Below are 14,119 nucleotides of genomic sequence, written 5' to 3'. Positions count from 1 at the left end.
AGCAATGGCTATGGGTAACCGAGTTCATGAAAGGAATCGCACAATGTTTCAGTCGCTAGACCAACTTGAAACAGGCAGTTTATTTATTTTGACAGGGCAAGCAGGCGCAGGCAAATCGCACTTAGCCGCCAGCACCCGCCGCAGTGGCACGGTCTGGATCTTGGATACCGAGGGTGCTGCCAAGAATCTTTTGGGCAAACCTGGAGTCCATAAATCGATTCAAGCGGTGCAAACGCTCTCGCTGCAACAACTTTTGGCAGCTATGCAAGAGATTCAACGGCTTGGCAAAAGTGGCGATACGGTGGTGCTCGATTCAGTTTCTAAGGTGCTGCAAGCGATGCGGGCCCATGCACAACAACGGGCTGGCGCTGAAACCGACCGCAAAACCCAAATAGAGTTTGATGAATATGCCTCCTTCAATCGCAACCTGCAAGCAATTTATACTGGCTTAACCGAGCTAAAACAACATGGCTTTCATGTGATTATCATCGGCCACTTGGCCAAACAATATAGCGAACAAAGCGAAGACCGTAATCATGCCGATGTGGGCTTGCGGGTGCTAGCCGACGAACATATTACCTACGAGGCCGACGCGATTATCCTCGTCGAGCGCGATGGTGATCAACGCCAGATGCGGCCAATTATCAAGCCACCACGGCCTTTGCATCTCAAATTAGGCGCAAATTATCCCGCCAAACTAGCTACACTCTACCCCGAACTAGCACTTGACGAGGCTTTTGGCAATAGTTCCGAGCGCACTGGCCGCCCTGTCGATGCTAGCGAAGCCGAACGGCGTTTCTTTGCCCGCTATGCCTCAGTCGTTGGCGGCAACAATTGGAACGCCGTTCAGCGCTATCTTGGCCGCAAAGATAAAAAACCCAGCACAATCGAAGGCTGGATCAGTGCTGCCGAACAGGTGCGTCAAGCCCCAAACGACCAAGCCATGGCCGCCTAAAATGGCTAAAATCAACATCCCTCGTCCAGCAAGCAACTAGACGAGGGATTGGCTCTATGCTCTATGTTCTATGCTCTTTATTGCGCACTGGGCATTTGCACCGGCACTTTGAGCGTAATCGTGCCAGCTTTTTCAAAGGTTAAGCTCAAATCAATCGTATCGCCAACCTTGAGATCTTGCTTGACTTCCAACAACATCACATGGAAACCGCCTGGTTTCAAGAGTGCTTCGCCATTGGCTGGCACTTCGATTTTTTCGACCTGTTCCATGCGCATCACATCACCATCGGCCACAACGGTATGCAACTCAACTTTGCCTGCAACATCGGTTGAGGCCGAAATTAAGTTATCAGCAGCGCCACTATTGCGAATCGTCATATAAGCGGCGCTATTGCTACCCATCATGGCACTGCCACCACTCATACCACCACCCATCGTTGGGCTAACTGGCGTGGTTGCCATGGTTGGGGTTTGCATAATCGTGGCAGCAGCAAAGGCTGGGCGGGCAAATGAACCTTCAATTGTTAATGAACCAAGCGTATTCGCAGCACCATTGCTCGTGCTAGGAGCGGTCGTTGAGGTGGTTTCCGAACCACAAGCAGCCAAGATCAAGACCAATAAACCAAGCATTAAACGTTTCATTGAAAGATGCTCCTAGAATTATTCAACATCGATGTATTGCAACATCGTCTCAAGATCAGTTGCTAAAAGTGTTGGATCAACATCGTGGTTGGCCATGGCAAACCAGCGTCCTTGTTGATCGATGATATATAAGCCAGCGGTATGGTCGATGGTGTATTGCAAGGCCGAATCAGGCAATTCGCGCCGCTCGGCATGCACGCCATAGGCCTTTTTGACCGCCTCAACCACTTCAGTTTCACCGTTCAAGCCCAAAATCGTTGAATCGAACAGCGAAACATAGCGATCGATTGTCGCGGGATTATCGCGCTCTGGATCGACCGTTACAAAGGCAATTTGAATCTTATCGGCATCATCTGCAAGTTTTTTGCGAGCCTGTGACGAAAGCCCTAAAGCCAATGGGCAAACATCGGGGCAGGCAGTAAAGCCAAAAAAGAGAATTACAATTTTGCCACGTTGCTCAGCGAGGTGAAAATCGGCACCATGCTGATCAATCAAGGTAAAATCTGGCGCTGCTGTTGGGTTGTCAATTGGCCGAATAATCTGATAGCTGGCTGTGCCACAACTGCTTAAACTCAAGACAAGCCCTAGCAGCACACAGCCAAAAAGCCAATGAGCGTATTTCATGGCACCCATCCTTATGCAATTTAATCGTAATTGGGATAAAAATTTAGCCGAATGCGCTCATTCGTGGCGGGGGCGTGATAATTTGGGGATGATAGGTTGACCAAAGCGCATGCTGTTGGGCAAAACCTCGCCATCCATGCGAAGCAAGCACCCAACCAGCCAAGAATATCAAGACCATTGGGTAAAAAGCGGCCAAGCCAGCAGGCAAGGGGGGAATTGGCTGCGGCGCAGAATCGCTATGTTCAGCATGCAATTCACACACCAACATCGTGGCACTATGCTGCGCTGCGCCAGCCGAATGGCTTGGCATACTCCACCACCAACAATGGGCAATACAGGCCATTGGGCAAAACAAAGCCAGTTGAATCAAAATAATCCAACTGACTGCTTGAATATGCCGAGGCCAATGCCGCGTTGGCTGATGCTTGAATGCGCTCATGATGGCGCTACTATACCATAGCCTGCATGGCTTCAAATCAGGCATTAAACCGATTATTGCTAGGCTGGACGTGGACGCTTGAAGGTTACTAGTAAGCGCGAGCTTTGACCATGACCGCTATTTATGTCAACAATCGCTACAATTTCCCAGCCATCACTGCCAGCTTTGTTGAACATACGACTAATAATGCTTGGGTCTACATTTGGACTCCAAAAACCACTAATATCGACAAGCTCAACATGATATTCCCACTGTTGCATAACGCTTTTCCTCAAAACAAATTAATTGTGCTGCTGATACGTAGCCTGCTAAATCGAGGTTCCAGCCTGATCAAGTAGACGTTTGGCGTGACCGATCACCTGTTGCACCGAAATTGCGGTCATGCACTCGCTGGGTTTAGTTTGGCGTGGACAATGGGTCAACACGCCGCATGGCGAGCAGGCTAAGTCTGCATCAATCACAACGTGGCGGGTTGGGTCGCCCCAAGGCCCAAAGCGTCGTCGATCGCCTGGCCCAAATAGATGAATGGTTGGGGTTAATTGACTTACGGCCAAATGCAAGGGGCCGTTATCCACGCCCAACACCAAAGCGCAACGCCCAAACAAAGCCGCCAATTGGCCCAAATTGGCCTGACCAACTGCATTCAGATGAGGAATTTGCAACTGTTGGCTAATTGCTGCTACATCAGCAGCATCGGCTGGACCACCAGTTAATACAATTTGAGCTTGATTTGCCAATTGCTTAGCGACCTGTGCCCAACGGTCAGCCGGCCATAATTTGGCTGCGCCGCCACTGCCAGCCTGAATTGCCACCAATGGTTTTTGAATCTGATGCTGTGCTAGCCAAGCCTCGGCCCAAGCATGCTCAGCGGCACTTGGCACAAAACGCAGCGTTTGGGTTTGCGGTTGCTCAGAACCGAGTGCTGCCACCAAATCCAAGGCTTGCTGAGTAACATGGGCATTTGGATTCCAAGCGAGAGCGTTGGTTAATGTTGACGCAACCAAGGGATGGGCAAAACCAATTCGGCGGCCACAGCCAGCTCCAAGCGCCAACAAGCCGCCCCACCAGTGGTCATCACGGGCAAGCAAGGCTGTATCAAAATTCATGCTGCGTAAACGGGCAGCTTCGCGCCAAAGCAAGCGATAAGGAGCCAAGGCCGAGGGCTGCGCACCACGCACAAAGCCAGGAAACTCACAGGTTTCAATCGCATCAAGATCAGGATTATCGGCCAAGAGGCGGGTAGCCCATGAACCAACCAAAACGCTGATCTGGGCTTGCGGTTGGTTTTGGCGCAAGGCTCGTAAGGCTGGGGTCAACAACAACACATCGCCCAAATGATCAGGCTTGATCACCAAAATTCGTTGAGGTTGGGCTGGCGCTGAACGGATAAAACCAGCCAATGCCAGCGCCAACCCTCGAACCATTGTCGAACGTAGTAAAGCTTTCATAGAAGGATGAAGGATGAGGGATGAGGGATGAAAACCAGCATCACAACATCAAAAATTCCCAAGATACGCCATTTTTATTTGGAAAATTGAAGGATGAGGGATCAATCTATTCATAATTTATCCCTCATCCTTCATCCTTTAAAATAGGAGACTCGCCGATTCGCGGGCAACCTGGCGGAGCCGCTCGACGACTTCCTTACGCCCAGCTTTTTCCATTTGCTCGGCCAATTCGTTGACTTCCTTAACAAAATCACCGTTGACCAAAGCCATATTTTTGCGCAGCAACTTGGTAGCATCGCCAGCAGTTTCAGCGCTCAACAATTGATTGATCAAGCGTTCTTGGGGAGTCATGGCCTCTTGCAACACTTCGGCAGCAGTTTGGCGCAACAGCATCAATTGCTCGGCAATAATTTGCTGATTGGTACGCATCGCTGCATTCAAGTTGGCATCGATTACCACGAAAAAGGCTTCGCTTAACTCTTTATGGCGCTCAACTAACAAAGCCCGTGGATCTTCAGCTTGCAAAGCATCGCGCAACAAGCCATTAGCTTTTTCAAAAATAGCTTGGGCTTCAGCATCCATACGCTCCAACGTTGAGTAAATATGGTCGCGTCGCGCTTGAGCCGCAGCTTGTTCTGCTTCGGGCAAGGCAGCAATTTGGGCATCCCAAGCTTCGAAGGTTTCATCATCGATCAACGGTCGATAATTGCTAATCACATCTTCGAGGCTGGCATCATCGGCATCGCGCAAAGCGGCAACCACATCTTCGACGGCTGGCTCTTGCAAACCGGCAGCCACTGGATCAAAGCCACTCAACTGCATCACTCGTTGGCTCAACTCGCCGATCATTTCGGCGCTATCTTCGCGGCCTTGTTGCAAGGCAGCTTCGATATAGGAATTGAGCGTGAGGAAAAACTCGCCATCAAGTGCAGCCTTGTTGTCAGCCACCACTTGAGCCAATTTACCTTGATCTGAATCGAGTAAATTCTCGGCTCGATCAGCTTCGAGTGCTTCGGCCAATTGGCTTAGCAACTCGACCCGTTGGCGTTGCGCTTGCATGACCTCTTTGGTAATGCCTTCACTTTCCAACAAGGTTTCGAGCATGGTTTGCATGGTGATGAAACGGCGGGGAGTCAGCAAATAGCCACGTGGCGCATCGGGTGGCAACAATTGCATGGCCACTTTCGAAGCCTCGCCAACAAAGCGTTCTTGCTCCTCGGTTGGCAAATTCAATTCTTGTGGAAAGAGCGTCCAGAAAAACTTCTTTTCAGGATCATGGTAGATCAAGGGTGAGGCCAGCATGCCGCCAGCGCCACAGCTAGGGCAAACTGCAACATTTAATTGACCTGAAAGCATCGCACCTTTTAATTCAGGCTGCACCCCAACATCGACGTATGTCCAAAGTGCCACCACAAACGGCGTTTGGCAATTTTGACAGCGAATTTGAACCCGCTGTGGCGGCACGACAGGCCGCTGCGGGCCACCTTGGGTGGTTTCTTCCAGCCCTTGTGGTGGATTGGTCATCGGACAGTTCCTTTCAACGAACACGATTAAAAGCCACTGTGCATTATACGCGAGGTTCTCGCAGAATACTATTAGTGAGCTATTGGATTCACATGATTGATTGCCCAAAAAATCATCAAACTTCTAGTAGTAGAAGCCAATTTTGCCATTTAGGCCATCCTTAGGTACCATAGCTTGTATCACACCGATGGGAAACAACAATCCCCTCTCGACTATGAAACATTACCCTTGCTCAGCGCGTACCGAGTATAGTGGTGCGAGGTAGAATCGCGTGACAGAGATCAATAGTGAAGAATTGACGCTGGTGCGGGCGACAATTCGTGGCGACCAAATTGCATTTCAACGGATTGTCGAGCTGTATCAAGGGCCAATTTTCAACTTGGCCTACCGGATGTTGCACGATGGCCACGAGGCCGAAGATGCCGCTCAAGAAATTTTCATCCGGGCCTATACCAAGCTTGAAACGTTCGATCAAAGCCGCAAGTTTTCTACATGGCTCTTTTCAGTCGCATCGAATTACTGCATTGACCGCTTACGCCGACGGCGACCGATAGTGCCACTTGATGATTTGGCATTTGCCCTACCAAGTACCGATGATGGTCCTGAACGTTCAGCATTGCGTAGTGAGTTGCGCGATGCCGTCCAACGTGCCTTGGCTACTCTGCCCGATCATTATCGGCTGGTGGCAGTGCTACGCTATTGGAATGATCTCTCATATCAGGAGATCGAAAATATTACGGGGCTATCAGAAAGTGCGGTTAAAACTCGGCTGCATCGTGCTCGCAACATGGTGGCTGCCGCGTTGGATAAACAAGGAGCAGAGCTATGACATGCCGTTCAATTCGCGAGCTACGCGCTCAGCAACCAGATGACCCTGACGATCAACAAACCATTTCTCGCCATGTACAGGAGTGCCCAATGTGCCTCGATGAACTTGGGCAATTGCCCGCCGCCTTAGCCGCCCCTAAATCGGCTATTCCACCGCCAAATTTTGCCGCCAGCCTGATGGCAAAATTACCTGCGACTCCTGCGCTTGCCGCAACTCAAGCCCGTAGCCGTGCCTTACGTCAACGTGTGCTGTGGGGTGTGGTTCTGGGCTTCGTCACATTAATCGTCCTGTGGGGCGGTTATGGGGTCTTGTTTGATAGCTCGTTGCCTGCCACAACTTTTGGTGGAGTTGATTCAACCGCTGGACGAGGGGTTTTGGCCTTGACGCTGGCTGGTAAGCCTATGGCCGCCACGCTTGGTTTGGTTGGCATTCCCTTGCTCCTTGGTGTTCTTGTGCTTGCAGGTGCAGCACTGATGATCTGGCGACGTTTGTTGACCCCTTCACCGGCGCTGCTTGTGGAGGTAGAACGATGAACCGCAATCCACGAGCCTTGTTATTTGGCTGGGTTATTCTAGCCTTAATTATTATCGCCTCACCTTCTTTAGTCTTTGCTCAAGCTCTGCGAACCGATGGCGATGCTTTGGTGGTTCGGGCTGGCTCAACCGAAAGTGGCGACGTTGCGACCATCAGCCAGCCTATCATAATCGATGGGGTGGTTGAAGGCGATGTCACTTCAGTCACTGGCTCGATTATTGTGCGTGGCTCAGTCGAAGGCGATGTAGTCAGTTTGTTTGGCAATGTAACCTTCGAAGCCGATTCAATTGCTCAAGGCAATGTGATGGCCGCCACAGGCGAGGTTCAGTTGCAACAAGGCGCTGATATCGCCCAAGTTGGGGCTATATTCAATGGTAATGTCAGCGATAGTGGCGCAACTGCGCTCTTGCCGATTGAGGGCAATCAAACCCTAACTACCACAACCCGCGTGATTCTAGCAGTAGTTTTGGCAATTTTGGCCACAATTATTGCAACCTTGCTCAGCTTGATTTGGCCACGCTCGGTTGCCAGCGGTGCTCAAATTATTCGCTTAGCCAGCCAACGTGCTTTGGGCTTGGGCTTGATGTGGTCAGTGCTCTCGGTGGCGGTTGTTGGGATTGTCGCCCTGCTCTTGGTCTTCTCGCTGATTGGCTTGGCTGTTTTGCCAGTGATCTTGTTGATTGCCCAAGTGCCATACTTGATTGGCTTAGCCGCAATCGCCATGGTAATTGGCCAACGACTCAATTTGCAAGGGCCAGCCGCCGTCTTGGTTGGTAGCTTGGTTGTGGTTTTGCCTTCAGTCGGTTTGGCCGCAATCAGCTTACCAGCGGCCTTTATCTGGTTTTACCTTAGCGCTGGGGTTGGCATCGGCGGGATGTTCCTGCTTCGCGCCACCGTGGTTCAACGCCATAGCCTCCAGTTCTAAAGCTACCGCAGATTCGCATTCGAGGGAGTTGGCAACCACCAACTCTCTCTTTTTGATTTAAATGGAGTTGTTATGGTGATTGTGGTTATGGGCGTGAGTGGAGTGGGCAAAACCACGGTTGGCCAATTATTGGCAACGACCCAAGGCTGGCAATTTATCGATGCTGACGATTTACATCCTGAGGCCAATCGCCAAAAAATGGCCAACGGTCAGCCATTAACCGATGCTGATCGCTGGCCTTGGCTAGCCTTAGTGCGCGAACAGATTAGCGCCGCCTTGGCCCAAAATCGCAGTTTAGTCTTGGCATGCTCGGCCTTACGCGCCGAATATCGCAATTATTTAGCAGTCGATCAACAGGTGCATTTTGTGCATTTGGTCGGTGATCCCACATTAATTCAAGAGCGTTTGCAACAGCGCAGTAATCATTTTATGCCAAGCAGCCTGCTAACAAGCCAATTGGCAACCTTGGAAATGCCCAGTAATGCCCTAACCTTGACGGTCGATACTGAACCTAAAACGCTGGTTGAGAGTATTCAACAATGGATGCTCGATTTAACAACTCCTACCAGCTAGAGGTGGTTATGGATTTTCCAGTGATTTCTGATGCGCAAATTCAGGCGATGGCTGGCGAACGTAGTTTTGAACGCGGCTTAGAATACTTCGAAAGTGGCATGGTTGAATCAGTGCTGCAACGCGGCAATGTGATTCAGGCCGTGGTGTGTGGCAGCGAAGATTATCTCTATGATGTTGCGGTGCACGCTCAAACTGCCGAGCAACTTTCAACCCAATGCACCTGCCCCTATGATTATGGCCCGATCTGCAAACATAGCGTTGCAGTGCTGCTGTTTCTGCTGTATTGCCCCGAACAAGTTGTTCAGCGCCCGCCAATTCGTGCGACCCTCGATGAACTTGATGATAGCCAAATTCGTAGTTTGTTGCTTGATGTAGCCGAGCAGCACCCCGAAATCACCACTTTGGTCGAACAACACATCGAGCGGTTGGGGTTTTAACGAGGGGTTAGGATTCAGGGGTTAGGGATTAGGCTTGGGTTTCAATCGCCCCGTTTTAGACGAGCTTATGAATAAGCCAACTTCCTGACCCCTAGCCCCTGAATCCTGGCCCCTAACTAGCCCTTACTCGAAATTACGGGTTCCACCAAAAACCCGATTAATTGGCATGGTAAAAATCAAGCCAGTATTGGGATTGTTGAGCGAGCCAGTGATTTGCTCGGTCACTGCGACCAATTGCTCAACTTGGCTACTTTGCACCACGGTCAACAGCGTAAAATGATGCATTTCATCATCTTCGAGTAATTCACGTAGCGAGGGAAATAAGGGCGCATCATCGCGATACAACGCATTGCCAATTCGCCCAAGGCCAGTGCTGCGCAACACCGTCACGCCGCGCACGCCATGTTCTTCCCAGACGCGCAATACTTCATTTAATAGATCAACATCATTCAAAATAAACATTAACGATTCGACTTGTGGTTGATTCATCATTTACTCCTTTGTAAAGCCAATTAATGGCCTGCTTCTTCGCCAGCATGGGCAGGTTTTAGCACGGGTTTTTCAGATTTGGGCTTTTCTTGATCTTTGGGTGTTTGTTCATTGCCAAACGACCAGCGTAATAATAAGGGAGTGACCAAGGTGGTTACAAGCACCATCAGCACGGTCATGGCAAACACATCTTCGCCAATAATGCCTTGACGAATCCCAACACTAGCCACAATCAAGCCAACTTCGCCCCGCGAAATCATGCCCAAACCAACTTGCAGCGATTCTTTATTGTTCATGCCGCCAATTTTTGCCCCCAGCCCACAGCCTACAATCTTAGTAACCACTGCAATCACACACAGCACAGCGGCGAAGGCCACCAAATCGCTTGGCAACGAGAAAATATTGGCATGCAAGCCGATGCTCGCAAAGAAGATTGGCACAAAGAAGGCATAGGTCAAGGTTTGCACGCCATCTTCAATCCGGTTGTGATAGGGCGTGCGGCCCAAAAATACGCCCATCAAAAATGCCCCAGTAATCGCCGCCACCCCACCCAAGGCTTCGGCGCTCCACGAGGCAAACAGTACCAACACCAGCGCCGTGCTCACCAACGGTTGACTAATCGGCAATTTAGCAGCTTTACGAATAATCCATGGCAAAGCGCGTAGCCCAAAAATGCTCATCACCACGAAATACAGCAGCATCACGCCGACAATGCTCAGCACTGTCATAACCCCGCCGCCGCTGCTCGCCGTCAAGGCCACAAAGGTCGAAAGCAAGACAATTACCAACACATCATCGACAATCGCCGCGCCCAACAACGATAGCCCAACCCGTGAACGCAATTTGCCCAATTCAAGCAAGGTTTGGGCCGAAATCGAAACGCTGGTAGCGGTCAGCAAAATGCCAATAAACAGGCTTTTGGTGAATGAATAGTTATTCGGCCAGAACCATGCGAGGGCAAAACCACCAAGCAATGGGATGATGACCCCCAACACTCCAGCGATCGTCGAGACCTTGCCCGCCGCCAGCAGATCGGGCAATTTAACCTCAAGCCCAGCCACAAACATCAAGAAAATCACCCCAATTTCGGCAATCTCAAAAACCGTATCTTGTAAGTGGGTGCTGGTGAAAAAGCTTAGGTTGAGAAAATCCAAAACACTGGGGCCAAGCAAAATCCCCACTAAAAGCTCGCCTAAAACGGCAGGTTGTTTGAGCTTGGTGCTCACAAGCCCACCAATTTTGGCAGCGGCGATCAAAACGGCCAAAGCCAACACCAACTGCAACAGCGGCGACATTCCATCGCCTCCAGCAGCGGCGGCAGGCGAAGGGGCGACGTTGGATTGAACCAAGACCAGCGACATACGCTCCTCCTAATTTGGTCGTGCTTGCGGCTATACCCTGCTATATCCGTCAAATCAACCAAAACTAAACTAAAAAAGCCGCATTACTGCGACTGACTCCACCATGGTTGCCTCGGCTACGAGACAGTATTCATTTGGGCATGGGCCTCTATGCAAGAACTGTACCCGAAAAAATCGGCTTGGTCAAACACACGACCCAACTCACAGTATGATATGATCTAGCCGATTTGATTAACTAGCTCAATTCTAGAAGGATGTTGCCCTATGAGCGATGCACCTGAGATGCTGCCCGATGAGCAGCCAGATGCTGCGCCGGTTTTCGATAAAGCGGCAGCTCGCGCCCGCTATCGTGCGATGATGCGCAGTTGGCCGATGCGTTTGATGTTTGCCATGACTGGTGTGGTGATTGTGGCAACCTGGGTTTTTGCCTTTGCCGCCGCCTATGGCCCCGATGTCAAAGAACTGCCAAACCATGATTTATCGGTGGCAGTCGCCGATTGTAAAACCTGCCATAACGCTGGCTTGCCGACCGCTCCCAGTTTTAACCATAGTTTTGCGCCAACCTGTGGCTTTTGCCATGTGCAAAGTATGCCCGCAACTATGCCCTTGACCAGTACATCGAGGTTGCGCTAATGCTCTACGCTGATACGATCGCTGCGTTGGCCACCCCACCTGGCGTTGGCGGGGTTGGGATTATTCGGGTCAGCGGCCCCCAAAGCTTAGCCATCGCCCAAGCCTTGATCAAACCGCGCCGCAAAGGCGCTTGGCGCTCTTACCAAATGCGCTATGGCCATGTGCTCGATGAACATGGACAGGTTGTGGATGAAGTTTTGGCGGTTTTTTTCAAGGGGCCACGCTCGTTCACCGGTGAAGATATTTTAGAAATTCACTGCCACGGCGGCCCGCTGCCCTTGCGCCGCACCCTAACGTTGGCTCTGGCCCATGGCGCTCGTTTAGCTAACCCAGGCGAATTTAGCCTACGCGCTTTTGCCAATGGCCGCATCGATTTAGTGCAAGCTGAGGCAACCCTCGATGTGATCGAAGCTCAAACCAACTTGGGGCTTAGCTTGGCGCTCGATCAACTGGGCGGCGGGCTTTCGCGTGATCTGCGCACGTTGCGCGAGCAGTTGATGTATCCATTGGCCTATGTCACTGCCCTCACCGATTTTCCCGAAGATGATGTGCCCAGCGAGGAACTACAACAGCCCTTGCAGCAAGCCCAAAGCCTGCTCAGCCAACTGCTTGCTGGGGCCGATCAAGGCGTGGTCGTGCGCGAAGGGGCACGCGCCGCCTTGGTTGGTCGGCCCAACGCTGGCAAATCGAGTTTGATGAATGCCCTATTGCGCACCGAACGCGCCATCGTCACCGCTATTCCTGGCACAACCCGCGATACCTTGGAAGAAACCGCCAATCTGGGCGGAATTCCGGTGGTGCTGATTGATACCGCTGGAATTACCGAAACTGACGATCTCGTTGAACGAATTGGGGTCGAACGCTCACGCGCCGCCCTCAGCAAAGCCGATTTGGTATTACTCTTGATCGATGGTTCGCAGCCGCTAAGCCCAGAAGATTTGGCAATTGCTCGATTAACTCATGAACGACCCACAATCGTCATTGCGACCAAAGCCGATTTAGGTCAACATGCCGATTTAACCGCGCTGACTCAAAGCCACCCCAAGCTCCGTGGCAGCATCGCAATCTCGTCGCAGGCTGGCACAGGCTTGGATTATTTAGGTACAATGGTAGCCGAACAGTTGCTTGGTGGTTTGCCGCTCAGCGATGCCCGCTTAGTCACCAATCCACGCCATCGCGAGGCTTTGCGCCGCGCCAACGCCGCCTTAGAACAAGCCATCCAAGGCTTACGCGAAGGCCGCCCTGTTGATCTGATTGCGATCGATTTGCACGAAGCAATCGCCAGCCTAGGCGAAATTACTGGCGAAACGGTCGAACATGATTTATTGAATATGATCTTTAGTCGCTTTTGTATTGGCAAATAATCACGCCCACAAGGAGCCAGCCGTGCCCGATTCAAAGCAGCTACCCGTTGAACGTGCCAAATTGTATGCGCGAATTATGCTCGGCATTACAGCATTGTTTTTGCCAATTTCAATTTTTGATTGGGCCAATGTTCAATCACAAATTAATTTCTATGTGGCAATTATTCATGGATTACTAATTGTTGGTTATATGTTCTTACTCAAGCCAAACAATTTATATCCATTAACGCTTGTATTGCATTTTGCCAGTTCGATTACTGTAGCCGTGGTCAATCATAATATTGGTGGCTTTGTATCGTATAATTTTGCGATTATTTGTATTGAGTTAATGGGCACAGGTTTTATTTTGGCGCGGGCACGCTGGATTATTGCCGCAACAGCAATGAGTATTATCATTCACTTGATTGCAATTATCAATGAAATTACACTCTTTTGGGGCTTTAGTGATCCAAATTCGCTGATTATGATGAGTGTCAATGATAATTATAAATATCTTGCCATTGTTTCACAAACAATTTTATTACTTGGTACAGGTGCAATTATCACTATTTTGACCCATGTGATTAATCAACGTGAACATGAATTAGAACAATCGCGCCAAGCAATGCAACAGCGCTCCGACGAACTAGCTGCCTTGGCAATTCGGCTTGAAACTTCGAATCAACAATTAGTTTCAACCGAAACGACGCTGCGCCAAACGGTTGATGCCTTGACTGTGGCGGCCTTGCCCGTCGGCGATGATGTGGTGGTGCTACCACTAATCGGCGGCTTCGATACCCAACGCGCCAAAGCGGTGGAAGATTCCTTGCTAAGCTACATTCACGAACAACGGGCGAATACCTTAATTCTCGATTTAACCAGCGTTCTCGTCGCATCCGATAGCTTGCTGACCATGCTTGAACGAATTATCCAAGGGGCAAAATTATTAGGCACGCGGGTGATTTTGGCTGGATTACAACCCGAAGTAGCTCCAATGATGGTACAGTTAAAGCTCAACCGCCAAACCGTGCTGTCAGCACCAACCTTGGCGGCAGCCTTAGAACTTCGCTAAATAAGGGGGATATGTGGAAACAACGCGGGCTCATGTGATTGTCACTGGAACGGTTCAGGGAGTCAATTTTCGCGCGACCTGCCGCGATCAAGCGCGTTTGGCCAAAATTGGTGGCTGGGTTAAAAATTTGCCCGATGGCAGCGTCGAAGCGATTTTCGAGGGCAGCCAAGCTGGCGTGCAGCGCATGATCAGTTGGTGTTATAGCGGCCCAATTCATGCCAAAGTGCAACATGTTGAGGTCACTTGGCAAGAGCCAACCCACCGTGAGCCAACCTTTGATATTGCGTGGTAA

18 protein-coding genes are annotated in these 14,119 nt (G+C 50.6%); 10 read left to right on the top strand and 8 right to left on the bottom strand.

Annotation, left to right across the window (positions count from 1 at the left end; genetic code table 11):
- The first annotated feature begins 43 nt into the window (after positions 1-43).
- Entirely contained in the window at positions 44-955 is a 912-nt protein-coding gene (locus LCH85_07515; protein ID MCA0351830.1) for an ATP-binding protein, read from the top strand.
- Positions 956-1,032: 77 nt separating this feature from the next.
- On the opposite strand, the gene LCH85_07510 is transcribed toward LCH85_07515, so the two are convergent.
- The 6 genes from LCH85_07510 to LCH85_07485 all read right to left on the bottom strand — a co-directional run bounded on the left by LCH85_07510 (position 1,033) and on the right by LCH85_07485 (position 5,631).
- A complete protein-coding gene (locus tag LCH85_07510; protein MCA0351829.1) occupies positions 1,033-1,596 on the bottom strand; it encodes a copper chaperone PCu(A)C in 564 nt (187 codons plus the stop codon).
- Positions 1,597-1,614: 18 nt separating this feature from the next.
- A complete protein-coding gene (locus LCH85_07505; GenBank protein ID MCA0351828.1) occupies positions 1,615-2,220 on the bottom strand; it encodes an SCO family protein in 606 nt (201 codons plus the stop codon).
- Between the two features lie 43 nt (positions 2,221-2,263).
- On the bottom strand, positions 2,264-2,659 hold the full coding sequence (locus LCH85_07500; GenBank protein ID MCA0351827.1) for a hypothetical protein: 396 nt from the start codon (positions 2,657-2,659) through the stop codon (positions 2,264-2,266).
- Positions 2,660-2,718: 59 nt separating this feature from the next.
- Positions 2,719-2,919, bottom strand: coding sequence for a DUF4177 domain-containing protein (locus LCH85_07495; protein MCA0351826.1), 201 nt, complete (start codon positions 2,917-2,919; stop codon positions 2,719-2,721).
- A gap of 48 nt (positions 2,920-2,967) precedes the next feature.
- The gene (locus LCH85_07490) at positions 2,968-4,083 is read right to left on the bottom strand and encodes a glycosyltransferase family 9 protein (GenBank protein MCA0351825.1); all 1,116 of its coding nucleotides are present in this window, start codon (positions 4,081-4,083) and stop codon (positions 2,968-2,970) included.
- Between the two features lie 162 nt (positions 4,084-4,245).
- The gene (locus LCH85_07485; GenBank protein ID MCA0351824.1) at positions 4,246-5,631 is read right to left on the bottom strand and encodes a CpXC domain-containing protein; all 1,386 of its coding nucleotides are present in this window, start codon (positions 5,629-5,631) and stop codon (positions 4,246-4,248) included.
- Between the two features lie 271 nt (positions 5,632-5,902).
- Here LCH85_07485 and LCH85_07480 point away from each other — a divergent pair, with 271 nt between their 5' ends.
- From LCH85_07480 to LCH85_07460, 5 genes are all read left to right on the top strand, one after another.
- Positions 5,903-6,460 carry a sigma-70 family RNA polymerase sigma factor gene (locus LCH85_07480; GenBank protein MCA0351823.1) on the top strand — a complete coding sequence of 186 codons (558 nt, stop codon included), beginning with the start codon at positions 5,903-5,905 and terminating at the stop codon, positions 6,458-6,460.
- Positions 6,457-6,993, top strand: a complete 537-nt coding sequence (locus LCH85_07475) for a hypothetical protein (protein ID MCA0351822.1) — start codon at positions 6,457-6,459, stop codon at positions 6,991-6,993. Before LCH85_07480 ends, LCH85_07475 begins: the two co-directional genes overlap by 4 nt.
- On the top strand, positions 6,990-7,919 hold the full coding sequence (locus LCH85_07470) for a hypothetical protein (GenBank protein MCA0351821.1): 930 nt from the start codon (positions 6,990-6,992) through the stop codon (positions 7,917-7,919). The genes LCH85_07475 and LCH85_07470 overlap by 4 nt, the downstream gene beginning before the upstream one ends.
- 72 nt (positions 7,920-7,991) lie before the next feature.
- Positions 7,992-8,492 (top strand): gluconokinase, encoded by a 501-nt coding sequence (locus LCH85_07465; GenBank protein ID MCA0351820.1) that lies wholly within the window; start codon positions 7,992-7,994, stop codon positions 8,490-8,492.
- Between the two features lie 8 nt (positions 8,493-8,500).
- Positions 8,501-8,929, top strand: a complete 429-nt coding sequence (locus LCH85_07460) for an SWIM zinc finger family protein (protein MCA0351819.1) — start codon at positions 8,501-8,503, stop codon at positions 8,927-8,929.
- A 123-nt stretch (positions 8,930-9,052) separates the two neighbouring features.
- Here the strand turns inward: LCH85_07460 and LCH85_07455 are convergent, their stop codons facing one another.
- A complete protein-coding gene (locus LCH85_07455; protein MCA0351818.1) occupies positions 9,053-9,418 on the bottom strand; it encodes a hypothetical protein in 366 nt (121 codons plus the stop codon).
- A 23-nt stretch (positions 9,419-9,441) separates the two neighbouring features.
- Positions 9,442-10,779 carry a cation:proton antiporter gene (locus tag LCH85_07450; GenBank protein MCA0351817.1) on the bottom strand — a complete coding sequence of 446 codons (1,338 nt, stop codon included), beginning with the start codon at positions 10,777-10,779 and terminating at the stop codon, positions 9,442-9,444.
- 264 nt (positions 10,780-11,043) lie between these two features.
- Between LCH85_07450 and LCH85_07445 the strand changes: the two genes are divergently transcribed.
- From LCH85_07445 to LCH85_07430, 4 genes are read left to right on the top strand one after another with little or no spacing between them, the layout of a single operon-like run.
- Positions 11,044-11,412, top strand: coding sequence for a hypothetical protein (locus LCH85_07445; protein MCA0351816.1), 369 nt, complete (start codon positions 11,044-11,046; stop codon positions 11,410-11,412).
- Positions 11,412-12,776 carry a tRNA uridine-5-carboxymethylaminomethyl(34) synthesis GTPase MnmE gene (gene mnmE / locus LCH85_07440; GenBank protein ID MCA0351815.1) on the top strand — a complete coding sequence of 455 codons (1,365 nt, stop codon included), beginning with the start codon at positions 11,412-11,414 and terminating at the stop codon, positions 12,774-12,776. Before LCH85_07445 ends, mnmE begins: the two co-directional genes overlap by 1 nt.
- A gap of 22 nt (positions 12,777-12,798) precedes the next feature.
- Entirely contained in the window at positions 12,799-13,827 is a 1,029-nt protein-coding gene (locus LCH85_07435; GenBank protein MCA0351814.1) for an STAS domain-containing protein, read from the top strand.
- A 13-nt stretch (positions 13,828-13,840) separates the two neighbouring features.
- Entirely contained in the window at positions 13,841-14,119 is a 279-nt protein-coding gene (locus LCH85_07430) for an acylphosphatase (GenBank protein MCA0351813.1), read from the top strand.

Source organism: Chloroflexota bacterium (assembly GCA_020161265.1).
Taxonomy (GTDB): domain Bacteria; phylum Chloroflexota; class Chloroflexia; order Chloroflexales; family Herpetosiphonaceae; genus Herpetosiphon.
The sequence above is the reverse complement of the archived record's forward strand: the minus strand, read 5'-3'. Positions and strand labels throughout refer to the sequence as shown.

Bases quoted from the DNA above. Each gene is read 5' to 3' on its own strand.
- LCH85_07515 (MCA0351830.1), top strand. From the start codon at position 44: ATGTTTCAGTCGCTAGACCAACTTGAAACAGGCAGTTTATTTATTTTG.
- LCH85_07510 (MCA0351829.1), bottom strand. From the start codon at position 1,596: ATGAAACGTTTAATGCTTGGTTTATTGGTCTTGATCTTGGCTGCTTGT.
- LCH85_07505 (MCA0351828.1), bottom strand. From the start codon at position 2,220: ATGAAATACGCTCATTGGCTTTTTGGCTGTGTGCTGCTAGGGCTTGTC.
- LCH85_07500 (MCA0351827.1), bottom strand. From the start codon at position 2,659: ATGAGCGCATTCAAGCATCAGCCAACGCGGCATTGGCCTCGGCATATT.
- LCH85_07495 (MCA0351826.1), bottom strand. From the start codon at position 2,919: ATGCAACAGTGGGAATATCATGTTGAGCTTGTCGATATTAGTGGTTTT.
- LCH85_07490 (MCA0351825.1), bottom strand. From the start codon at position 4,083: ATGGTTCGAGGGTTGGCGCTGGCATTGGCTGGTTTTATCCGTTCAGCG.
- LCH85_07485 (MCA0351824.1), bottom strand. From the start codon at position 5,631: ATGACCAATCCACCACAAGGGCTGGAAGAAACCACCCAAGGTGGCCCG.
- LCH85_07475 (MCA0351822.1), top strand. From the start codon at position 6,457: ATGACATGCCGTTCAATTCGCGAGCTACGCGCTCAGCAACCAGATGAC.
- LCH85_07470 (MCA0351821.1), top strand. From the start codon at position 6,990: ATGAACCGCAATCCACGAGCCTTGTTATTTGGCTGGGTTATTCTAGCC.
- LCH85_07465 (MCA0351820.1), top strand. From the start codon at position 7,992: ATGGTGATTGTGGTTATGGGCGTGAGTGGAGTGGGCAAAACCACGGTT.
- LCH85_07460 (MCA0351819.1), top strand. From the start codon at position 8,501: ATGGATTTTCCAGTGATTTCTGATGCGCAAATTCAGGCGATGGCTGGC.
- LCH85_07455 (MCA0351818.1), bottom strand. From the start codon at position 9,418: ATGAATCAACCACAAGTCGAATCGTTAATGTTTATTTTGAATGATGTT.
- LCH85_07450 (MCA0351817.1), bottom strand. From the start codon at position 10,779: ATGTCGCTGGTCTTGGTTCAATCCAACGTCGCCCCTTCGCCTGCCGCC.
- LCH85_07445 (MCA0351816.1), top strand. From the start codon at position 11,044: ATGAGCGATGCACCTGAGATGCTGCCCGATGAGCAGCCAGATGCTGCG.
- mnmE (MCA0351815.1), top strand. From the start codon at position 11,412: ATGCTCTACGCTGATACGATCGCTGCGTTGGCCACCCCACCTGGCGTT.